18 protein-coding genes are annotated in these 21,455 nt (G+C 47.2%); 8 read left to right on the forward strand and 10 right to left on the reverse strand.

Annotation, left to right across the window (positions count from 1 at the left end):
* The 3 genes from RWM02_RS06005 to RWM02_RS06015 are packed head-to-tail and all read right to left on the reverse strand — an operon-like array spanning position 1 to position 3,698.
* Complete coding sequence (locus RWM02_RS06005; RefSeq protein ID WP_314070083.1) at positions 1-1,119, reverse strand: DHH family phosphoesterase; 1,119 nt, start codon at positions 1,117-1,119, stop codon at positions 1-3.
* 8 nt (positions 1,120-1,127) lie between these two features.
* The gene (gene flhA, locus RWM02_RS06010; RefSeq protein WP_314070086.1) at positions 1,128-3,290 is read right to left on the reverse strand and encodes a flagellar biosynthesis protein FlhA; all 2,163 of its coding nucleotides are present in this window, start codon (positions 3,288-3,290) and stop codon (positions 1,128-1,130) included.
* 3 nt (positions 3,291-3,293) lie between these two features.
* Positions 3,294-3,698, reverse strand: a complete 405-nt coding sequence (locus RWM02_RS06015; protein ID WP_314070089.1) for an RrF2 family transcriptional regulator — start codon at positions 3,696-3,698, stop codon at positions 3,294-3,296.
* Between the two features lie 159 nt (positions 3,699-3,857).
* Between RWM02_RS06015 and rpsO the strand changes: the two genes are divergently transcribed.
* The 5 genes from rpsO (at position 3,858) to RWM02_RS06040 (ending at position 8,371) form a co-directional block, all read left to right on the forward strand.
* On the forward strand, positions 3,858-4,130 hold the full coding sequence (gene rpsO / locus RWM02_RS06020) for a 30S ribosomal protein S15 (RefSeq protein WP_002952011.1): 273 nt from the start codon (positions 3,858-3,860) through the stop codon (positions 4,128-4,130).
* Between the two features lie 300 nt (positions 4,131-4,430).
* On the forward strand, positions 4,431-5,210 hold the full coding sequence (locus RWM02_RS06025) for an HrcA family transcriptional regulator (RefSeq protein WP_314070092.1): 780 nt from the start codon (positions 4,431-4,433) through the stop codon (positions 5,208-5,210).
* A complete protein-coding gene (gene grpE, locus RWM02_RS06030) occupies positions 5,207-5,734 on the forward strand; it encodes a nucleotide exchange factor GrpE (RefSeq protein WP_314070095.1) in 528 nt (175 codons plus the stop codon). The genes RWM02_RS06025 and grpE overlap by 4 nt, the downstream gene beginning before the upstream one ends.
* A 35-nt stretch (positions 5,735-5,769) precedes the next feature.
* Positions 5,770-7,647 (forward strand): molecular chaperone DnaK, encoded by a 1,878-nt coding sequence (dnaK, locus tag RWM02_RS06035; RefSeq protein WP_314070097.1) that lies wholly within the window; start codon positions 5,770-5,772, stop codon positions 7,645-7,647.
* Between the two features lie 292 nt (positions 7,648-7,939).
* The gene (locus RWM02_RS06040) at positions 7,940-8,371 is read left to right on the forward strand and encodes a trehalose-6-phosphate synthase (RefSeq protein ID WP_314070098.1); all 432 of its coding nucleotides are present in this window, start codon (positions 7,940-7,942) and stop codon (positions 8,369-8,371) included.
* 201 nt (positions 8,372-8,572) lie between these two features.
* Here the strand turns inward: RWM02_RS06040 and RWM02_RS06045 are convergent, their stop codons facing one another.
* The 5 genes from RWM02_RS06045 to RWM02_RS06065 all read right to left on the reverse strand — a co-directional run bounded on the left by RWM02_RS06045 (position 8,573) and on the right by RWM02_RS06065 (position 14,678).
* Positions 8,573-9,331: a flagellin gene (locus tag RWM02_RS06045; RefSeq protein ID WP_314070100.1), complete on the reverse strand. Its 759-nt coding sequence runs from the start codon at positions 9,329-9,331 to the stop codon at positions 8,573-8,575.
* Between the two features lie 106 nt (positions 9,332-9,437).
* The gene (locus RWM02_RS06050; protein WP_314070102.1) at positions 9,438-10,904 is read right to left on the reverse strand and encodes a DKNYY domain-containing protein; all 1,467 of its coding nucleotides are present in this window, start codon (positions 10,902-10,904) and stop codon (positions 9,438-9,440) included.
* Between the two features lie 61 nt (positions 10,905-10,965).
* Complete coding sequence (locus RWM02_RS06055; protein ID WP_314070104.1) at positions 10,966-11,418, reverse strand: hypothetical protein; 453 nt, start codon at positions 11,416-11,418, stop codon at positions 10,966-10,968.
* Between the two features lie 2 nt (positions 11,419-11,420).
* A complete protein-coding gene (gene abc-f, locus RWM02_RS06060) occupies positions 11,421-13,355 on the reverse strand; it encodes a ribosomal protection-like ABC-F family protein (RefSeq protein WP_314070107.1) in 1,935 nt (644 codons plus the stop codon).
* 9 nt (positions 13,356-13,364) lie between these two features.
* Positions 13,365-14,678: a sodium-dependent transporter gene (locus tag RWM02_RS06065; RefSeq protein ID WP_314070110.1), complete on the reverse strand. Its 1,314-nt coding sequence runs from the start codon at positions 14,676-14,678 to the stop codon at positions 13,365-13,367.
* 164 nt (positions 14,679-14,842) lie between these two features.
* Here RWM02_RS06065 and RWM02_RS06070 point away from each other — a divergent pair, with 164 nt between their 5' ends.
* Genes RWM02_RS06070 through RWM02_RS06080 form a run of 3 tightly spaced genes read left to right on the forward strand, consistent with a single transcriptional unit; the run spans position 14,843 to position 17,487 of the window.
* The gene (locus RWM02_RS06070; protein WP_314070113.1) at positions 14,843-16,162 is read left to right on the forward strand and encodes an MATE family efflux transporter; all 1,320 of its coding nucleotides are present in this window, start codon (positions 14,843-14,845) and stop codon (positions 16,160-16,162) included.
* A complete protein-coding gene (locus RWM02_RS06075; protein WP_314070115.1) occupies positions 16,138-16,959 on the forward strand; it encodes a M48 family metallopeptidase in 822 nt (273 codons plus the stop codon). Before RWM02_RS06070 ends, RWM02_RS06075 begins: the two co-directional genes overlap by 25 nt.
* A gap of 45 nt (positions 16,960-17,004) precedes the next feature.
* Positions 17,005-17,487, forward strand: coding sequence for a tetratricopeptide repeat protein (locus RWM02_RS06080; RefSeq protein WP_314070117.1), 483 nt, complete (start codon positions 17,005-17,007; stop codon positions 17,485-17,487).
* A 155-nt stretch (positions 17,488-17,642) separates the two neighbouring features.
* Here RWM02_RS06080 and RWM02_RS06085 read toward each other — a convergent pair whose 3' ends face one another.
* Both RWM02_RS06085 and RWM02_RS06090 read right to left on the reverse strand, forming a co-directional pair.
* Entirely contained in the window at positions 17,643-19,742 is a 2,100-nt protein-coding gene (locus RWM02_RS06085) for a TRAP transporter permease (protein ID WP_314070120.1), read from the reverse strand.
* A gap of 352 nt (positions 19,743-20,094) precedes the next feature.
* Complete coding sequence (locus RWM02_RS06090; RefSeq protein ID WP_314070122.1) at positions 20,095-21,033, reverse strand: TAXI family TRAP transporter solute-binding subunit; 939 nt, start codon at positions 21,031-21,033, stop codon at positions 20,095-20,097.
* Positions 21,034-21,455 lie beyond the last annotated feature (422 nt).

Raw genomic sequence — 21,455 nt, forward strand, 5'->3', positions numbered from 1 at the left:
CTATCCTTGTAAAATCGTTTTTTTGGTTATTAGGTCGGTTATCTGCGCTTTTACGTTCTCATAGCTAAAGCTATCCTTAAAGCCCGCAAAAAGCCCGCCGCTAGCATTTACGTGTCCGCCGCCGCCGACTAAATTTTTAGCCATCAAGCTTACGTCGGCTTTGCCGTTAGCGCGAAAGCTCAGAGTCTTTTTGCTCGTAACGTCGATGAAAAAATCAATATCGGGGTTCGCGACTAAAAAATCGTTGCCGATAACTGAAGTATTGCCGATATTGTAGGTCAAAATACCGTTAAGGTCGTTATATTTTATGCTAAATTTCTCTTTTTCTTCGCTTAGTTTTTTTACGACGAAGGCTGAGATCAGATTGCTTAGCGTATCGTTTTTATCCTCTTTAAAAAAGTCCTTTTTAAACCCGAAAATCGCCTCGTCAAGCCCGACATAGTCGTCTCCCGCGTCAAAAAACTCCCGCGCTCGTTTGATTAGATAAAAAAGATAGCGCGAATTTTCAACCTCAAACATCGTTTTGTTTATCTCTTTTGCGTTTGCAACGAGTCCGAGCCCGACCTTGCCCATTTCAAAATTTACGTCGTCTTTTAGCCAGATATCGACCGCATTTACGACGTCGCTAAAGTGATTTAGGCTAGCATCCACCCCGTAAATTTTAGCGAAAAAATCATGCGTGATCTTAGTCGCGCACCTTGAGCTATCTAAAAAATACCAGCTAAATTTGCTCGCGCACTCGGCTCCGCTTTGGTGGTGATCGAGGAGCAAAATTTTAGCGTTTTTATTTGCGATCGCCTTTTCGTAGGTTTCGCACTGCTCCACGGTCAAATTTAAATCCGTTATCAGGATAAGCGCTTTTTCGTCATTTTTAGCCGCTTCGCCCTCGCCGCGATTTTCGGACACATCTTGCAAGCTCTCGTTTTGCTCGCCGCTTAAATTTGACCGCGTCTGGGCTACGCTTTTATCCGAAATTTGAGCCAAAATTTGATCAAATTTCTCGTCGATCTCCTTGCCGTAGTTTGAGTTATAAAATTTAACGTTTTTAAAATAGTGATTCGTTATTACCTGCGCGCCGTATCCGTCCAGATCGGTGTGCGAGAGGTGATGGATGGTCATTTTCTTCCTTACAAATTTGATATATCTATCGTGCCTAGCGTCTCAAACGGCGTATTTGCCGCAACTTCGGCAAAGCTAAGCACCGTGATATCTATGGCGAAATTCGCGCAGATATCGGCGATAAATTTACGCAAGCTAGGCTCCACGCAAAGTATCATCGAACCGTACTCCGAGATCGGCCGCTTCACCCTCGCCTCGCGCAGAGCCTGTACGATCGCCGACGTCTGCGAGACGTTTATCATCAGGTGATACGCGCCGTCTTTATACTGCACGGCGTCGATCAGCTTTTGCTGCGCGGCAGGCTCCATCACGTAAAAATTTAACCGCCCGCCCTCATCGACGTAAAGCGAAGTGATAGCGCGAGCAAGCGCGGTGCGGACGTGCTCGACGATCATATCGAGATTCTTGCTAACCTCGGCGATGTCGCTTAACGCCTCTAGGATGCTTAGCATATCTTTTATCGGGATGTGGTCTTTTAGTAGCGCTTTTAGCACCTTTTGAACGACTCCGATAGGCGCGATGCGAAGCGTATCCTCGACGATGACGGGGTATTCCGATTTTAGCTTGTCGAGCAAATTTTGCGTCTCTTGGCGAGTTAGGAGCTCGGCGGCGTTTTGTTTTATCAGTTCGCTCATGTGCGTGGAGATGACGCTCGCGGGATCTACGATCGTGTAGCCGCTTAGTATCGCATCCTCCTTCACGCTCGCATCGATCCATAGCGCGTCTAGGCCAAACGCCGGCTCTTTAGTCGGGATGCCTTCGATGTTGTCGCTAACTAGTCCGCTATCCATCGCGAGGAATTTATCCGCGTAAATTTCTCCCTGCCCGATCACGACGCCTTTTAGCTTGAAGCGGTATTCGTTGGGCGGTAGTTGGAGATTATCGCGGATACGGATCTTTGGCATCAAAAAACCAAGCTGTGCCGCGATATTTCGGCGCATCGCTCGTATGCGCTCGATGAGATCGGTCTCGGCGATCTTTAGCAAGCCGTAACCCAGATCAAGCTCTAAAATTTCAAGCTTTAAGATATCGTTTATCTTAGCTTCCTCTTCGCGGGCGATCTCTTCTTCGCTTTTTTTAGGGGGTTTTGGTGCAGCCTGCCCTTCTTCTTCGCCTTGAGCAGAGACTGCACTTTGGGCCTTGGCGGTCAAATTTATCTTGCCCTCTTTTACCTCTTTCATTATATAACCCATACTTAAAAACAAAAGCGAGATAAATCCGAGAGATAGCGTCGGAAGCCCGGGAACTAAAGCGAAGATAAATAGTATAAAGCCGACTATTAGAAGCGTTTTATATTCGCCTAGCAGCTGCGTTAGCGAGCCCTCGGCGAAATTTTCATCGTCCTTGCTCGCGCGAGTGATGATGATCGCCGTGGCCGTCGACGTGATGAGGCCAGGTATCTGGCTCACTAGACCGTCGCCGATCGTTAGGATCGTGTAGTTTTGCGCTGAGGTAGCCATATCTAGGCCGTACTGAAACGAACCGATGAGAAAGCCGCCGACGATGTTTATGATCGTGATGATGATGCCAGCGACTGCGTCGCCTTTGATAAATTTAGACGAACCGTCCATCGCTCCGTAGAAATTCGCCTCGCCAATGATTGCTTCGCGGCGTTCTCTAGCTGTCTTTTCATCGATTAGACCGGCGTTTAGGTCGGCGTCTATCGCCATTTGCTTACCAGGCATCGCATCGAGCGTAAATCTCGCCTGCACCTCGCTCACGCGCGTCGAGCCTTTGGTGACGACCATGAAATTTATAAGCACGAGGATCGTAAAGACGATCACGCCGATGACGTAGTTGCCGCCTACGACGAATTGTCCGAAGCTTGAGATGATCTCGCTCACGGCATCGGGACCGTTGTGTCCTTCGCTTAAAATCATGCGCGTGGTGGCTATGTTTAGCGAGAGTCTAAAAAGCGTGATGATGAGAATAAGCGTCGGAAACGTGCTAAGGTCGGTCGGCTTTGGCACGTAAACGGCGATCAGGATGATGAGTACCGAGATAGAGATGGAAAGCGCAAGAAAAAAATCCAAAACCGCGCTAGGAAGCGGCACGATGATGATCGCTAGGATGGCGATTATGACGCCGACAATCGTGAGCCCCTTAAACCTTACGATAGGCTCTAAAAACGGTGCGACCAGGGTTAGGATATTGCGCTTTTGTTTTGCCAAATTTTACTTCTTGATTATATTTGCTAACGTAATCGTATCTAAAAAATCGTCGATTTTAGACTGAAGCGCGCTAAACATAGGCCAAATTTGACACATTCCGCCCTTGTTGGAGGCACAGCTATCAGCCGAGATCGAGCACTCAAATACCGCCATTTTACGCTTTTCTGCGCTTTCGATTATTCTTTTTATACTGATTTCTTCAGGCTTTTGCGCAAGCATAAATCCGCCGTTTGCGCCCTTAAACGAAACCAAAATACCCTCTCTAGCCAAATTTTGCAAAATTTTAGCCAAAAAGCTTTTTGATATCTCAAGCTCGCCCGACATCGTATCGACGTCCGAGGGAGCGTCTTTTTGCGCTATGTAAATCAGCGAAAGCAGCGCGTATTCGCTCGCTTTTGTCAAAAGCATAAATTCCCCTTAAATTTTTTGCGGATATTTTATTAAATTTTATCTGCAAATTTGATTAAATCAATTTTGATTAAATCAATATTTTTTAAAACAGGTGCCGCATTTTTTGATTTTTATGATATAATCGCCTTTTTTAATCTCACCAATCAGGAGGTCATTATGGCTTTGGATTCGGCTAAAAAAGCAGAAATTGTTGCGAAATTCGCTAGAAAAGAGAAAGATACGGGCTCTCCGGAAGTTCAGATCGCATTGCTAACCGCAAGAGTCGAGGAACTAACCGAGCACCTAAAAATCTACAAAAAAGATCACTCGTCTCGCCTTGGACTACTTAAGATAGTCGGTCGCAGAAAACGCTTGATGAAATATCTAAAAGCTAAAGATTACGCAGCTTACACAAAAGTTATCGCTGAGCTAAACCTCAGAGATAAATAATCCCAAGCCCCAATTTCGGGGCTTTTCTTTCAAATTTTACTTCTTAATTTATTTTCAGAATTTAACACATCAAATTTTAGATTTTTAAAAAAATTAGCATTAAAACCAATTTTGCCATCCTCTTATATTAAATATATTTAATTTTTCCCCTATACCGCTCATTCAACCAAATTTTACCTTTCCAACATTGAGCTTACTACGCTAAAGTTATCTAAATAATTTTTTTTAACTATAGCCCTTGACAATTATCCGCTCAATGTTGTATAATGCGCCTAGCAATTTAAAGGAGAGAGTGCTAATATGATAAAGGTGAGCAAGCGAGATCTGATACTTGATTCTATCATTCAAGCTTATCTTAGCGACAACGCTCCGATCGGCTCTAGCGAGCTTGGTTCGCGTATGGCGATGTCGATCCCAGCCTCTACGATCAGGGTTTATTTTAAAAAGCTCTCTGACGAGGGCGCGATTACGCAGTTTCACGTTAGCGGCGGCAGGATACCGACGGCTGCGACGATGAGAGATTATTGGCGAGCTAGGTTAAATTTCGATGAGACGTTAGATATCGCAAATCCTAGCCTACTAAAGTTGTTAAGCGATAAATTTGAAATTTACGCGATGGTTTTTGAAAGCAAAACCCAAACGCTAAACGAGGTCTTAAATTTAAACAATAGATTTTTGATTTTGAGCTTTAGCGAGGATGAAATAGCGCTCAAATTTAACTCGAAAGTCGAGAAATTTTTGAGCAATCTCATCGGCATAGACCTCGACAGACTCGAGCTTACCTGTATGCAAGTGGGCCTAAACGAGCTAAGAAACAAGATAGCCGAGCTAAAGCGCACTAAAATTCGCTTTTTAGAAAACGAAAAGATAGCGCTTGAAATTTTCGGAGAGAGTTTTAAAAACGCGCTAAGCCCTAGCTTTGAGATGGTTTTTGACTCAAATTTGGTATTTTTCGGCGAGAACTACCTAGGCATGAAGCTAGGCGTAAATTTTGACGGCAAAGAGGCTAAAATGCTTTGCGCGGGCAGTATTTACAATGATTATGAAAGATTTTTAAACAACCTAAAGGAGGCGGCATGAACGAGAATGAAAACGTGGAGCTTGAGCAGCAAATCCCGTCAAATTTCGACGAGAGTATCAGCTTTGAGGGCCTAGACGCGAAGTACGTCGAGCTTCAAAAGCAGCTTGAGGAGCTAACGGATAAGTATTATAGAGCCAACGCGGACTTTGAAAACATCAAAAAGCGTTTCGAAAAGGAAAAAGCGGACATCGCGACGTATGCGAACGAAAAATTCGCGCGAGATCTGCTCCCCGTGATAGACGCGCTTGAGATGGCGGTAAATTTTGAAACCGAAGGCGACGAATATGCGGCAAAAATCAAAGAAGGCATCTATATAACGATAGATCAGTTTAAAAAGTGTTTTGAAAAAAACGGTATCACGCCGATCGAAACCGAGGGCGAATTTAATCCGAATTTCCACAATGCCGTACTGCAAATCGATAGCGAGGACGTGGAAAAAGGAAAAATCGTGCAAGTGATACAAAAAGGCTATCTAATCAACGGCAGAGTTTTGCGACCTGCGATGGTATCGATAGCAAAGTAAAATTTAAAATAAAAATTTAATAAAAAGGATAAACAATGGCAAAAGTAATAGGTATAGACCTAGGAACGACGAATTCATGCGTAAGCGTGTATGAGCGAGGCGAGAGCAAAGTAATCCCGAACAAAGAAGGTAAAAATACGACGCCTTCGGTCGTAGCGTTTACCGATAAGGGCGAAATTTTAGTAGGCGACAGCGCGAAGCGCCAAGCCGTCACAAACCCTGAAAAAACCATCTACTCTATCAAGAGAATAATGGGCCTAATGAGCAACGAGAAAAACGCGCAGGAGGCTAAAGCTAGACTGCCGTACCACGTCGTAGATAGAAACGGCGCGTGCGCTATCGAGATCGCGGGCAAGGTCTACACTCCGCAAGAAATCTCCGCAAAAGTGCTCATAAAACTAAAAGAAGACGCGGAAAGCTATCTGGGCGAAACGGTCGTAGACGCCGTCATCACCGTGCCTGCATATTTTAACGACAGCCAAAGAAAAGCGACTAAAGAAGCCGGCACGATCGCGGGGCTAAACGTGCTTCGCATCATAAACGAACCTACCGCGGCGGCTCTTGCTTACGGTCTAGATAAAAAAGAGGCCGAAAAGATCATGGTTTACGACCTAGGCGGCGGTACGTTCGACGTTACGGTGCTAGAAACCGGCGATAGCGTGGTCGAGGTTTTGGCTACGGGCGGTAATGCGTTTCTCGGCGGCGACGACTTCGATAACCGCTTAATAGACTGGCTAACGAGCGAATTTAAAAGCGACGCGGGCATCGATCTAAAAACCGACGTGATGGCTATGCAGCGCCTAAAAGAGGCAGCTGAAACAGCTAAAAAAGAGCTAAGCTCGGCTCAAGAAACGACGATAAATTTACCGTTTATCACAGCTGACGCTACAGGTCCAAAACACCTCACAAAGACGCTAACTAGGGCTAAATTTGAAGGTATGATCGAGGACCTAGTCGCTCAAACTATCACCAAGATAAACGAGGTCGTAAAAGACGCCGGCCTAAGCAAAACAGAAGTAAAAGAGATCGTCATGGTGGGCGGCTCGACGCGCGTACCTCTAGTACAAGAAGAGGTCAAAAAGGCATTTGGCAAAGAGCTAAATAAAAGCGTAAATCCGGACGAGGTCGTAGCTATCGGCGCGGCGATCCAAGGCGCGGTCATCAAAGGCGATGTGAAGGACGTGTTGCTCCTAGACGTCACTCCGCTAAGCCTAGGTATCGAGACTCTAGGCGGCGTGATGACGAAAATCATCGAAAAAGGCACGACTATCCCGGTTAAGAAAAATCAGGTATTTTCAACCGCCGAGGACAATCAAAGCGCCGTCACGATTCACGTGCTACAAGGCGAGCGCGAATTTGCCCGCGACAACAAATCTTTGGGTCAGTTTAACCTAGAGGGCATCCCTGCCGCTCCTCGCGGAGTGCCTCAGATCGAGGTTGAGTTTGACATCGACGCCAACGGTATCCTAACGGTCTCAGCTAAAGACAAGGCTACAGGCAAAGCCCAAAATATCACGATCTCGGGTTCAAGCGGCCTAAGCGAGGACGAGATCAATAACATGGTCAAAGACGCCGAGCTACACAAAGAGGACGACAAAAAACGCAAAGACGCGGTAGAGGCGCGCAACCAAGCCGACGCGCTCGCACACCAAACGCAAAAGAGCCTCGACGAGCTAGGCGAAAAGATCCCGGCCGAGGACAGAGAGCGCATCCAAAAGGCGCTTGACGAGCTAAAAGAGACGCTAAAAGACGAAAACGCAAGCAAAGAGCAGATCGACGCGAAGGTCAAAACTCTAAGCGAAGCCAGCCACAAGCTAGCCGAAGCGATGTATAAAAAAGACGGCGCCGCAGGCGAGCAAGCAAACGGCGGTAAGAAAAAAGACGACGACGTCATCGACGCCGAAGTCGAGTAAAATTTAGCCCTTGTTTTGGCAAGGGCTTCAAACCTAAATTTAAGGTTTTAGCGTTTTTACGCGCCCTTAAATTTACCCCGCCCGTTAAATTTGACGGGCGGATTTTATAATTTTCTTTTAATTTTTACGCAATCCTAAATTTACAAATCTATTCAAATTTGACCTCACAAAGATTTTTACAAAATTGCGCCTCGCCGATAAATTTAAATTTAACCCTCTTCTGCGCAATCCTTAATCAAAATCATCCCTTTAAACGACCGATTTAAATATAATCAAACAAAAAAGGTCTTAAATGTATCTATTTTTTCTGATCGTTCATATTTTGAGCGCCGTCGCCTTCGTCGGTTACGTATTTTTCGATGTTTGTATATTTCCGTTTGCCAAAAAGCACATAGACGAGGATACCCTCGCTCGCGTCAAAAAAGCCTACACTAAAGGCAGCGCGAAGGTGTTCGGTACGGCATTTTTGCTGCTGATTATCAGCGGCGCTTATATGGCAAAGGATTATTTCGGCGGCGAGAACGGATGGCTGGATAGCCCGTTTCAAATTTTGCTCGCAACCAAGATCGGCGTGCTGGGGTTAATGTGCCTAATCACGGCGATATCGCTCTTTTACGTCTATAAGCTCAAAAAGCCCGATCCATTCGGCAAATACCCGCACGTCATCGCTCTTGTTTTGTGCGCTATAATGATAATCCTAGCAAAGCTAATGTGGAGGGTTTAGGTAAAATTTGCCGCGCCGAGCATTTGCTATATAAATATTTTAATCACAAAGCGTGAAAGCAACATTAAACGTGAAAGTAAAATTTGACCGATTGATTTAAGGCGCGATTAGATCGCAAAAGTCGGAGTAAAAACAAGGAGTAAAAACAAAAGCATTTTAGCCGCCAAGGAGCGTAGCGGCTAAAACGGTGTTTAGTTAAATTTAACCCAAAAGCCTATTAAACTGGCTTTGCAAGCTTGCGGTATTGTGCGCTTGCGCGAGGATAGCGGCGTTTGCTTGCAGGTCGCTTTGCTTGAAAGCGCTTAGATTTTTAGCGATGTCGTTATTTTGCAGCTGCGACTCGCTTTGTCTTAGCGCGACGTTTTTGGTTAGGCTTGCGTTGATACCCGAGATGATGCCGTTTTGCGCCGCGCCGATCTCGCCTCGCAGAGCGTTTATGCTACCGATAAATTTACTCACGCTATCGCCGTTACTCACGTCTATACCGCTAAAATCGGGCGCGTTTAAATTTACGCTCGCCGTGCCGTTGCCGGTTAGGAAGCTCATCTGCCCACCAAATACGTTCTTGCCGTTAAAGCTCGCCTGCTGCGTGCTCTCTCTCATCGCGCCCACAAGCGCGTCCGCCTCGCTTTTTATCATCTTTTGCTGATCAGCGTTTAGGATGCCGCCGTTATATCTCACCGAGAGTTCGCCGATACGGTCGGCGCTTTGCGTGATATTTGCTAGCGTAGAGTCGGCGATCTGCAGTATGCCGATAGCGTCGTTTGCGTTTGCGACACCCTGCTCTAGCGTGGAGCTTTGAGAGCGTAGGGAGTCCGCGATAGCGAGATTTGCGCTGTCGATGCCGCTTATAGCGCGCTGTGCGGAGATGTTATTTAGGGCTTTTGCGCTGTTGTTTTGAGCTTGTTCTAGGTATTGATTGCTTAGGCTTGAGTTTGCGGAAAAATTTCCTAGTTTCATTTGCACTCCTTTTAAATTTGACCCGATTTTAGCGAAAATTTGATTAAAATTTGCTAGCGGCGAGCAAAACGTCAAATTTAAGCATTTAAAAATTCTAGTCGTAAATTTACCGTCTAAATTTTACCTTGCCGCGAGGTTTTGTCACGGCTTCGTTTTCTACCGCTTTTGCGCGATTTCTATACTCGTAGGCTTTGCCCGCGATCGCCGCAAAGATAGCGACCGCCAAAAATATCCAAAGAGCATACCTCTCTTCGCTGTCATAGCTAGTAACCGCCTCAAAAACTAGCTCGCCTTGCGCCGGTACGAGCTGGCCATCTTTTATCATCTTGCGGATATCCTCGCTGCCAAGATTTTTACCGCGCGGATCATACGGCCGCGTCAGGATCTCGATGACCTCAGTATCCGCGATCTCGTAGACGCTAGAGTCTATGAGCTGCCCCGTTCCCATCGCGTCAAAATAGTAAATTTTATCGCCGTTTGCGTAAACTGCGCCGTATACGCCGTTACGAACAAGGCCTATTTTGCGCCACTGCTCGCCAGTTTCAAGCCTAAAAAGCTCCGTATGGCGCGAGCCTAACCGCCTGCCGCTCTTATTTCTGTGCCATACTTCACGGCTCTGCACGAAATAAGTCTGAGCGCCGCTAACAAAAACGCTACCAGCAAGCGGCGAAATTTCGCCCGAAAAAGGATCGTCCGCCGCGCGTTTTAGCTTCCCGTTTTTGTCGTCGCTATGACGCTGCCAAAAGTAAATCCCGCCCTTGCCGCGAAAAAGCAGATGATAGGCGTGCGCGCCGGAAACGCCAAAGGGTAGCGAATAAGGCGCAAATTCGGGCGCAAACTCGCGTTCGTCCGCATAAACCGCGCCGCTAGAAGGCTCTAAAAGATAGTGCGTGCCGTTAAAATAAGCCGCCTCGTGCAGCTCAGTGGTAAATTTGACCGCAAGCCGCGAGCTTTTAAAATAGACGTTTCGCCCGTCCGTGACGTAAAAATCGCTAGTTCGTCCGCGCGCGTCTAGCACGTATCTTAGCGCCCTAGCGTCTGCGCCCTCTAGCTGCCTGCCCTCGAAATACACCCTGCCGCTTTCGCCGCGCAAAGCCGCTTTTTCCGCCGCAAAACCGAAATCTAAAATAGGGGCTAAATTTACGCTAGAAACGCGCTGGGTTTTATAGATATAGCTTTGCGGTTTATCAGCGCCTAGTAGCGCGTACTTTACGGTTTGAACCATCTCGGTAAACTCGCCTAGCTCGTCGTTTCTCTCGCCTGCGTCGCTACAAAAATAACTAATCTCGCCGTCCGTAAAATATCCGTTACCAATCGCCCTAGCGCGAGAGGGATCAAGCCCGATCATAGCAAGATTGCCGCAGTAGACGGCATTTTCATCAGCTCCGACGTTTCGCCCGCGATAACCGCCTGGCGCAAGAACCTTAAATTTATCCGCACGCGCGCCTTTTAGCTCAAATTTACCTCCGCTTGGGACGAGCGCGTAAATTTTACCCTGCGGCGTCGCGTAAAATTCGCTGCTACCTATCTGGATAAATTCACCCTCCTCCTCGTAGCTAACTATATAAACCATAAAAAACACCGTAAAAAGCACGGCAAAAAGCGCGAGAAGGCAAAAAAGTAGAGTAAAATATTTATTTTTCAAGGCGCCGCTCGCTTTCTCGCAAAAGTCTTAAAATTTTAAATCTATCCGCCATAGCTTTTAGCGTAAAAATCGTAGCCGGAAGAGGAAAAAGTAAACCCAAAAGCCCGTCAAAACCGCTAAAATTTATCTTGCCGTTAGCCATCCCCATCACTATGCCGCAGACGAAAAACGCGCTTAATATCAGCCAAAATATAAAAAATGCAATATGCACCTTCATATCACCGCTTGCAATAATCTCAAACCTGATGATTTTGTTTAAAAAGCCCTCTTTTTCATATTCTATCTTAACCAGATCGCCCGTTTCTAGCTCAAAATTCCCGGGCGAAAACGTCGCGCTAAATCTCTGATTGCCCACTTCAAAGCTCACGGCGACAGCCTCGTTTAGCTTGATCGTCCTCATATATAGTCCGCTAACCCTGCCGATTTTGGTAAATTTTTTCAAATCTACTCCAAATTTTCGGCGATTTCAAGCACTTCGAAATATTCGTTTTCAAGCGTCTCCAGCTCGCTTTTTGCCGCTTCTAGGTCGTTATAAAGTGCGGTTAGGCCGATTTGCTGATAGATTTTAGGATCGCTAAGGCCCGCGTTTAGCTCTTTTATCTTAGCTTCCAGCGCGGCGATTTTCTCGGGGTGCGAGGATAAAATTTGCGTTTGCTTGTAGCTTAGCTTCGCGCTTGTTTTGCTCTTTTGTTTTTGCGCTTGCTCGGCCTCGCTAGCCAAGCTTGCTTCAAATTTACCAAGCTCGGCTAATTCGTCTTCTAGCTCAAGGTAGACGCTGTATTCTTGATGCAGCACCTCGATCGCCGTCCCCTCAAATGCCCAGAGTTTGTGCGCGATCTTATCGACGAAGTATCGGTCGTGGCTTACGATTATTATGGCGCCTTCAAAGCTTTGCAGATAGTCCTCAAGGATGTTAATAGTTGCTATATCCAGGTCGTTTGTCGGCTCGTCAAGCACGAGTACGTCGTACTCCTTGCTAAAAAGTAGCGCGAGCGCCACGCGGTTTTTCTCGCCGCCACTTAGTACGCCGATGGGTTTATCGAGAAATTCTTTAGGAAATAGGAAATTTTTAAGGTAGCCGTATACGTGCATATTTCGCCCGCGCACCATGACGTGATCGCCGCCGTTTGGGCAAAATGTCTCGATGAGGCTCTTATCGTCATCCAGAGCGCTTCGCGACTGATCAAAGTACCCCACGCGCACCTCGCCGCGCCTAACTTCGCCGCTACTAGGCTTTTCAAGCCCGAGTAAAATTTTAATAAGAGTGCTTTTGCCGCTGCCGTTTCGTCCGACTATCGCGATACGCTCGCCTTGCAAAACGCGCGCGTTAAAATCCCTAAAAAGCTGCTTGCCGCCGATGATTTTGCTTAGTTGCTTGATCTCAAATAGCATTTTTTTGCGGTTTACGCTTTGCGTTTGGTTAAAATTTTTGCTCGCGCGCTCAAGCTCGAGCCTAACGCGGCGTATAACGCCCGGATTTTTCTTAGCCTCTTCGCGCATGGCTAGCACTCGCTCTTTGCGCCCTTCGTTGCGTTTTAAACGCGCTTTGACGCCGCGGCGCAGCCACTCCTCCTCGGCTTTTAGCTGTTTTAGCAAAGTTTCGTGAGATTTGGCCAGGCTGGCTAGGATTTCCTCTTTTTTAGCTAAATAGTTCGCGTAACCGCCGTCAAACGACGCCAGCGTGCCCTCCTCGATCTCGGCGCTTCTAGTTGCCAGCGCGTCGATAAAATAGCGATCGTGCGAGATAAAAACTATCGTCTGACGCGAGCTTTTTAGCATATCCTCTAAAAATCTCACCATATAAACGTCAAGGTGATTGGTAGGCTCGTCAAGCAGCAAAACATCGGGCTTTTTTAGTATCAGCGCGCCCAGAGCCACGCGGCGTATCTCGCCTCCGCTAAGGCTAGAAACAGCACGGTTTTCGTACTCTTTTAGCTTAAACTCCTCCAGCACGCGCTCGATCTTGCGCTCGATCTGCCAGCCGTCTTTTGCCTCGATAAATTTGATTAGCTCGTCTTGCCTCGCGTTTAGTTCTTTGTTTTGCGGGTCGCGTCCGAGCGCTTCTAGCACCACGGCATACTCGTCTCTAGCGTCAAAAATCTCTTTTAGCTCCAAATTTAGCGCGTCTTTTACGGTAGCCGCATCGTCAAATTTAGGATTTTGCGCGAGCATTTCTACTTTTACGCCGCCTTGCACGATACGCCTACCGCTATCAGGCTCTAGCGCGCCCGCGACTAGCTTCATCAGCGTGCTTTTGCCGCTGCCGTTTTTACCGATGATAGCGATACGCTCGCGCTCGTTTACGCTGAGGCTTACTTTGTTTAAAATTTCATTGGGGCCGAATTTTTTACTAACGTCGATAAGGTCAATTAGAGCCACGCGCGAGCCTTAAAACGAGATATGCATGCTAAGCGCGATGATACAAAGCGTAAGCGCCATCGGCACGTAGATATATCTGCCCGTAAAGTACCAAAACGCGCCTTGCTTTTTTGCCGCGCCAGTGTTGATCTCGTCCATGATCTCTTCTTTTTTGATCACCCAAAACCACGACACCGCGCCGATCACCGCTCCGATAGGTATGATATAGATCGACACGAAGTCCATCCACGGTCCCCAGCTAGTTATGGCTTCCATATTTACGCCGATACCAAAGCATATTATACAAAGCGCGATTAGTACGACGCCGCGCTTTAGCTTAGGAAATTTGTGCATTATCGACTCGGCGACTGCTTCGAACATATTTTGCAGCGATGTCACGCCGCCAAAAATCACCGCCGTAAATAAAATAATCGCGAAAATTTGACCGCCCGGCATGTCTTGTAAAATTTTAGGCAGCGTTACGAAAAGTAACCCGGGTCCCGCCGCCGGATCCATGCCGTAGGCAAAAACCGCAGGTAGCATAACTAGCGCCGCTGTCATCGCCGCGATCGTATCAAAGATCGCCGTCTTTTGCGCGCTATCTACTACATCCTCGTCCTTTGATAGATATGCGCCGTAAACGATCATACCAGAGCCCGTGATAGATAGCGAGAAAAACGCCTGTCCCATCGCCACAACCCACACCATAGGATCAGCTAGCTTGCCCCAGTCGCTGTGAAAGACGAATTTATACCCGCCAAACGCCCCGTCTAGAAACGCCACTCTGATAGCTAGGATAAAAAATAGCACGAAAAAAAGCGGCATCATGATTTTGTTTGTCTTTTCGATACTGTGCGCGCCGAAAAATAGCGTAAACAGCGTGCCCGCAACGACGATAAAGTGAAACGGCACGACCGAATAGGACGAAAGCGCAAAGGACTCAAACCAAGTGTTCGTATCCACGGTCATCAGCGAGCCCGTGATCGCCTGAAATAGCGCCTTTAAAACGTACGCGATGATGACTGCGTAGCCGATAGCGATACACATCGAGCCGGCTAACGGTATCCAACCTAAAATTTTACCGAAAGTGCCCCAGTTTCGGCTCTTCCACGCGTATTCGTATGAGCCTAGCGTACCGGTTTTGGCGCGTCTGCCGATAGCGTACTCGGCAGAAAGTCCGACATAAGAAAATATCGCGACAAAAAACAGATAAACGAGCAAAAACGCGCCGCCGCCGTTCGTACCGACCTTATAAGGAAATCCCCAGACGTTGGCCATACCGATAGCCGAGCCCACGCAAGCGATGATAAACGCCCAGCGTGACGTGAAATTTGTTTTGTGCATTTGATATCCGTTTAGATTAAATTTTTTCAATTATACTTGATTAAGCTAATAAAAAGATTATGCCCGCTCGCCCGCAAAACACGCAGCGACGCCTTAAAACGCTTTAAATTTATATTTGGGTATAATCGCGCGTTATTTAAAATCCACGTTACAAAAGAGAATTTATGAATTTATCGCTCAAAAAACTTACTATCCCGATATTTTTAGATATGTTTTTGCACTTCGTGACACTCATCATAAACACCTATATGGTGACCAAGGTCAGCGTTCATCTAGTCGGCGCCATGGGCGCGGGCAACCAGATAATGGATCTTTTTATGACCATTTTTAGCTTCCTTAGCGTGGGCTGCTCGGTCGTAGTCGCGCAGGCTCTAGGCGCTAAAAATATAAATTTAGCCAAACGCGTCATACACGCTAGCATCACGTTTAACACGATAATCGGGCTTTTTAGCGCGGTTTTTATTTACTTTTTCGGGTTTGAAATTTTAGAACTTTTAAACGTCCCGCAGCAGCTTAGACAGGAGAGTTTTGGCTACCTGCACATGCTAGGCGTAGCGCTTGCTTTTGACGGTATCGGTATGGTGCTAGCAGCCGTGCTTCGCGTTTACAACTTCGCCACCGCCGTCATGCTAGTCTCCCTACTCATGAACGTCATCACCCTTTGCGGCAATGCCATCGCGCTTTTTGGCTGGCTGGGACTGCCAAACTACGGTCTCTACGGCGTCGCGGTATCGACGGTCGTGGGGCGCCTAGTGGGTGTTATCGTGCTATTTTTGATCCTGACCCGCTACGCCAAAGTCAAAATTTTCTTTAAGCGTCTATTTAGCCTGCCGTTTGCGATCTTGCGTAAAATTTTATCCGTCGGGCTTCCAAGTGCCGGCGAAAATTTGCTCTGGATGGCGCAGTATATGGTGGCTTTCGGCTTTGTAGCGAGCATGGGCGAGGCTAGCCTAAACGTGCAGACCATTTACTTTCAGATCACGCTTTTAATCCTACTTTGCGGAGCCAGCATCAGCGTCGCAAACGAAGTCATCGTCGGCCACCTAGTCGGCGCGATGAGATTTGACGAGGCATACTCGCGCACTTTCCGCGCGCTTCGTATCGGCTTTATCGCGACTCTAGCGGTGGTTTTGGCGGCGTATTTCGGTAAATTTGAGATCATGGAGCGATTAAATTTGACCGAGGAGCTAAAGGCCGTCATGCTGCCGCTTTTTACCCTTTCTATCGCGCTTGAGACGGGACGAACGTTTAACATCGTCATAGTAAACGCCCTGCGAGCAAGTGGGGATGCTAAATTTCCGCTTATGACGGGCGCGGTGTTTATGTGGGGCGTGAGCCTGCCGCTGGGATACTATCTGGGCATCGTGCAGGGCATGGGGATCATCGGCGTTTGGATAGGATTTACCGCCGACGAGTGGCTGCGCGGACTCGTAAACACATGGCGCTGGAGAAGCAGAAAATGGCAAGAAAAACGCCTCGTGTAAAAACCGTTTGCGTAAAATGCGGCGAATTTGACGTCGCGCTAAATTTTAAAAAAGGCGTCAAAACAACCCGCCTAAAAGTCGCCAAATCAGGCGAAATCTCGGTCTCGCTGCCCTTTTACGCCGCGCAAAAATATGCGCTAGAGTTCGTGCAAAAACACTACGACTGGCTAAAATCGGCTCGCGAAAAAACGCTAGCAAATTTACCGCGCGAGGATGAGTTTAGGCTACTGGGCGAGGTTTACCGTATCAAATTTGAGCCAAATTTAAAGGGCGTAAATTTGATACGGTTCGCAAGCGATTCAGGATTTTTTGACGGCTTAAATTTGAGCTCGGACGGGCTAGACCCGCACCTTTACGGCGCTAAATTTGACGGCGAATTTGACGCGATTAAATTTAACGCGCAGCCTAGCGAGGCTAAATTTACTAACGCAGACGGACGTAAATTTGACGGAGAGATTTACGCTGCGAATTTAACCGCGCTAGAAAACTACAAAAAAGCTTTTGCGAGGCGCATTTACGGGCATTTTATAGCTAAATTCGCTCCTACCGTAAACCGAAAAATAAACCGCGTCGTCGTGCGCAAAATGACCACGCGCTGGGGTAGCTGCAACTCGCGCAAAGGCTACATAAATTTAAGCCTAAATTTGATCGAAAAAGCCCCCGAACTAGTCGAATACGTCGTGCTTCACGAGCTTGCCCACCTGATCTACCCCCACCATCAAAAAAGCTTCTACGACTTCATCGCTAAGCTCATGCCTGATTTCAAAACGCGGGAACAACGGCTAAACAAAAAATAATTTTAAATATGCTAAAATAGAATATTTTAAATTTAAAGGGAGATAATGAAAAAACTTCTAATGCTAGTTGCCGCGGTTTTTGCTCTGGGCGGCGATTTTGAGGACGGCGTCAAAGCCTACGAGAGCTCTAATTTCGTAACGGCTCGCGAAAAATTTGCGGCCGCCTGCGACGCTAACAACGGCCTAGCCTGCGCAAAACTAGGCGCGCTTTATCAGCTGGGCAAGGACATCGTGCCGGACGGTCAAAAAGCGCTTGAGCTATACGAAAAAGGCTGCGAACTAGGCTCAAAAGAGGCTTGCTCGGGTGCCGGCGGGATATACGTGTCTAGCGACAAAGAAAAGGCGCGCGCGCTGCTAAATAAAGGCTGCGAGCTTGGCGACGGCTTTTCGTGCGCGACTGCGGGATCGTATCTGCTAGAGGAGAAAAAATTTAAAGAGGCCTACGCTCTTTTTGAAAAAGCGTGCAAGATAGGCGATAGCCTCGGATGCCAATTCGCAAGCGATCTAAAACGCTCAAAAAGACTTTAATTTTCCTTACTCGGGTTAAATTTAGCAATCAAATTTAACCCGATTTTATCTTTCTTTCCCACTACAACGCCAACTTAAATTTACAAAAAGCAAAACAAAAAACTAGGCTAAATTTTAAGAGATAGTAACGGTCGCAGAATAAAAAAGCGCAGGCTTTAAGCGCCTACGCCAACTCTCTTTTCCGCTTTATTTTGTATCCATTGAAATGCAAACAGCGCCGCGTAAAGCGAGACTCCGATCGCGTAAGAAACGTATTCGTTCGCGATAAAAGGGATATATTTAGCGCACATATTAGGCACCAAAGTTAGCGGCACTACGCATAAAAGCAGCGCGCGCTCGAGCATGCTTACGCGTTTAACGAAATACCCCTGAAGCGCCGAAGAAAAGGCAAACATGCCTACTAGCGCCGTGCCGAAAATCAGCGCCATCTCGAGCGGATTTGTTATCCACACTATGCCTTTGGCGTCGTTTGGATTGGCGGCGTTTACGCTCTCTATCAAAAGCAGCTTATTGTTAAACACGAACGAAAAAGGCAAAATCGTCGTGCGTAGGTCGTAGAAAAAGCCCTGCACGCCCACGGTTACCGGATTTGCCTTGGCGATACCGGCCGCAGCGTATGCCGCGATGCCCACCGGAGGCGTATCGTCGGCTAGGATACCGAAGTAAAAGACGAAAAGATGCACCGCGATGGCCGGTATGAGAAAGCCGTTTTTGTGCGCCAAAAACAAAATAACAGGCGCTACTAGCGAGCTAACGACAATATAGTTCGCCGTCGTCGGCAAGCCCATGCCTAGTATCAGCGACATTATCGCCGTGAGAAAGAGGATGAGCACGATGTTGTTGCCGGCTAAATTTTCCACGACTTCAGATAGCACTTGACCGACGCCCGTTAGCGAGATCGAACCCACGATGATACCGGCTAAACCCGTAGCTATCGCGATCGTCGTCATACTTTTAGCCGCAGTCACCATCGCCCAAAATATATCCGCAAAGCCTATGATAAAGTCCTCTTTACCGATGTCCTCGCCGTGAGCTATCTTTCTAACCGTTTCTTGGAAAAGGATGATTAAAAACAGCACGCAAATAGCGTTAAAAGCCGCCGAAATCGGCGATTCGTTTGCGATTAGCAAAGTGTAGAGCAAAACCAAAATCGGGATAAGATAGTGCAGACCGCTCACGAAAATTTTAAGCTTAGATATGCCTGCGCCCTGCTCCATGCCTTTTAGCCCGAGCTTACAGCTTTCAAGATGTACGATAAAAAACAGCGACATATAGCACACGAACGCAGGAATCACTGCCGCGATCATGACGTTTGTATAGCTAAGGCCCAAAAACTCGGCGATTATAAAGGCCGCCGCGCCCATGATAGGCGGCATCAGCTGACCGTTCACGCCCGCGGCTACCTCGATAGCGCCGGCTTTGGTGCTAGTTAGACCCGCCTTTTTCATCAGCGGGATCGTAAACGTGCCCACCGTTACGACGTTTGCCGTGGAGCTACCGCTCACCATGCCGGTTAGTCCTGACGCGATAACCGAAGCTTTCGCCGGTCCGCCGCGAAATTTACCCAGCAGCGCAAAGGCTAAATTTATAAAATACTGCCCCGCTCCCGCGCGCTCCAAAAGCGAACCGAACAAGACAAAAAGATAGATAAAACTCACGCTAACGCCAAGCGGCACGCCGAAAACGCCCTCGGTCGTAAGATACATGTGACCTGCGAGCTTATTTAGGCTAGCGCCCTGGTGCGCAATGATGTCCGGCATGTACTGACCGAAATAATCATACGCCAAAAATATCGCTGCGATGATAGGAAGCGCCGGACCTATGATCCTGCGACCCGCCTCAAACAGCACGACCACGGCGACGCAGGCTACGGCTATATCAAAGCCCGTGTAGTCTCCGGGACGCTGCGCTAGAGCGTAAAACTCTATGAGCGGATAGAGCGCAGCTAGCGTACCCAAAACGCAAAGCGCGATGTCGTAAAACGGCAGGCTGGAGTGAGCTTTTTTGTGAATTTTAAGCGGATAGAGCAAAAAAAGTAAACAGATAGCAAAAGCAAGGTGCGCCGAGCGCGACATCGTCGTGTTCATCGGAAAATACGCGATATAAAGCTGAAAAACCGACCACGCAAAGCAGATAATGCTCGTGAAATATATATAAAAGCTCGAGTTTATCTCGCGCGTCTTTACCTCGACGAACTCCTCCTTTTCCTGCGCCGACTCGGTATTTGTTCGTGTATCGTTTAAGTTTTTATCCATATTTGCTCTTTTCTTGACCTCTTAAATTTTTTCTAAAATTCGGCGATTTTGCCCGAGTAAACCGGGACTTTAGTTTTTTAAATTTGGCCCGCTTTGCTTAAGCCTTAAATTTACCTACAAATTTAACCTCGCGCCGTAAAGATACGGATTTTGCAAACGGCAAGCAAAACTAGCCCAAAACGCGCGTATGAGCCAAATCTAAAATTTGACGCTTGATGCGGCTAAAGCAAACTCGCCGCCGCCCAAAAACAAGCTAGCAAAGCGTCAAATTTTAAATCCTCAAAAAACAAGCCCTAAATTTAACAAAAAACAAGCCGCGCAGGTCAAATTTAACCCGCACGACTTAGCTAGTTTATTTTATTATGCCGGCTTTTTTAAACTCGGCCTCGGCAGCAGGGTGCAAAGGCGCAGAAAGCCCCTCTATCAGGCTCTCTTTAGTAACAGCAGCAAGTGCCGGGTGCAGGCTCTTATACTCGTCAAAGTTATCCAAAATCGCCTTCACAACCGCAGCCACGGCAGTATCGCTCATGCTTTTATCCGTGACTAGTACGGCTTTAACGCCGATACTGTTTACGTCGTGATCTACGCCCTCATAAGTGCCTTTTGGTATCGTGCCTTTGGCAAAGTATGGCATAGCAGCTAGCATCTTATCGACCTGCTCGCCCTCGATATTTACGATGTCGATAGGTAGCGAGTTTGCCGCGTCGGTGATGTTAGCCGTCGGGTGACCGACCATATAGAAGTAGCCGTCGATTTTCTTATCTTTTAGCGCGTGCGGGCACTCGCCGGCAGTGAGGACGCCGTGATGTTTTAGCTTTTTCTCGTCAAATCCGTAAGCCTTAAACACGCCAAGCGCTGTCATTTCGTTGCCGCTGCCGGGGTTGCCGACGTTGATCGCTTTGCCCTCGAGGTCGTTTATCGAGCCGATACCGCTTGATTTTGAGACGACGAACGCGAGAAGCTCAGGATAGATCGAGACGACGGCGCGTAGGTTTTGATCGCCGTTGCCTTCAAATTTGCCCACGCCGTTAAATTTATCATAAACCACGTCGCTTTGGACGAAACCGAAATTTAGCTCTTTTTTTAGCACGTTATTTACGTTATAGACCGAGCCGCCGGTTGATTGCACCGAGCATTTCATCTGCGGGTCTTTATTTACGAGGCGACATATCGCTCCGCCCACCGGATAATACGTACCAGTCATCGCTCCCGTACCGATAGATACGAACTCCTTTGCGCCCAGCGCAGACGCGAAAAGCAAGCCGGCTAATGCCAAAGATGTAGTTTTCATTTAACTTCCTTTCAAAGAATTTTTCTGATTTTACTCTCAAAATCCGCATTTTGCGTATAAATTTCACTCTTTTTGCGAGCTTTTTCAAAAATTTGCGACTATTTTACACATTTTAGCCTTAGAAAAATATTTCTTAAGGTAAAATTTATATATTTTTTACAAGCGAAGCGAAAATCATATTTTTACGTGGAGGTTTTTAAAATTTACGCACCGAGACCTGCATCTTTAAGACACTGAATTTGGATTAGTTAAATTTGATATTGCCGTTTGGGTTTCTTTGTACAGAGGCCTTAAATTTTAGCATTTTCGGGGTGTGGGTCTCGGCGGCTCAAATTTGAAGCCGGAATTTGTAAATTTGACTGCAAATTTGAGCGTAAAACGATAAGGCGAAGTATCGTGAGATGATTTTTTGGGGTTGTGCG

The sequence above is a fragment of the Campylobacter showae genome (assembly GCF_963515975.1).
In the GTDB taxonomy this organism is placed as follows: domain Bacteria; phylum Campylobacterota; class Campylobacteria; order Campylobacterales; family Campylobacteraceae; genus Campylobacter_A; species Campylobacter_A showae_F.

Coding starts and splice junctions, on each gene's coding strand:
- RWM02_RS06085 (WP_314070120.1), bottom strand. CDS start 19,742: ATGGATAAAAACTTAAACGATACACGAACAAATACCGAGTCGGCGCAG.
- RWM02_RS06040 (WP_314070098.1), top strand. CDS start 7,940: ATGTATCTATTTTTTCTGATCGTTCATATTTTGAGCGCCGTCGCCTTC.
- grpE (WP_314070095.1), top strand. CDS start 5,207: ATGAACGAGAATGAAAACGTGGAGCTTGAGCAGCAAATCCCGTCAAAT.
- RWM02_RS06025 (WP_314070092.1), top strand. CDS start 4,431: ATGATAAAGGTGAGCAAGCGAGATCTGATACTTGATTCTATCATTCAA.
- RWM02_RS06070 (WP_314070113.1), top strand. CDS start 14,843: ATGAATTTATCGCTCAAAAAACTTACTATCCCGATATTTTTAGATATG.
- RWM02_RS06065 (WP_314070110.1), bottom strand. CDS start 14,678: ATGCACAAAACAAATTTCACGTCACGCTGGGCGTTTATCATCGCTTGC.
- dnaK (WP_314070097.1), top strand. CDS start 5,770: ATGGCAAAAGTAATAGGTATAGACCTAGGAACGACGAATTCATGCGTA.
- RWM02_RS06090 (WP_314070122.1), bottom strand. CDS start 21,033: ATGAAAACTACATCTTTGGCATTAGCCGGCTTGCTTTTCGCGTCTGCG.
- RWM02_RS06075 (WP_314070115.1), top strand. CDS start 16,138: ATGGCAAGAAAAACGCCTCGTGTAAAAACCGTTTGCGTAAAATGCGGC.
- RWM02_RS06015 (WP_314070089.1), bottom strand. CDS start 3,698: ATGCTTTTGACAAAAGCGAGCGAATACGCGCTGCTTTCGCTGATTTAC.
- rpsO (WP_002952011.1), top strand. CDS start 3,858: ATGGCTTTGGATTCGGCTAAAAAAGCAGAAATTGTTGCGAAATTCGCT.
- RWM02_RS06080 (WP_314070117.1), top strand. CDS start 17,005: ATGAAAAAACTTCTAATGCTAGTTGCCGCGGTTTTTGCTCTGGGCGGC.
- RWM02_RS06050 (WP_314070102.1), bottom strand. CDS start 10,904: ATGGTTTATATAGTTAGCTACGAGGAGGAGGGTGAATTTATCCAGATA.
- RWM02_RS06005 (WP_314070083.1), bottom strand. CDS start 1,119: ATGACCATCCATCACCTCTCGCACACCGATCTGGACGGATACGGCGCG.
- RWM02_RS06045 (WP_314070100.1), bottom strand. CDS start 9,331: ATGAAACTAGGAAATTTTTCCGCAAACTCAAGCCTAAGCAATCAATAC.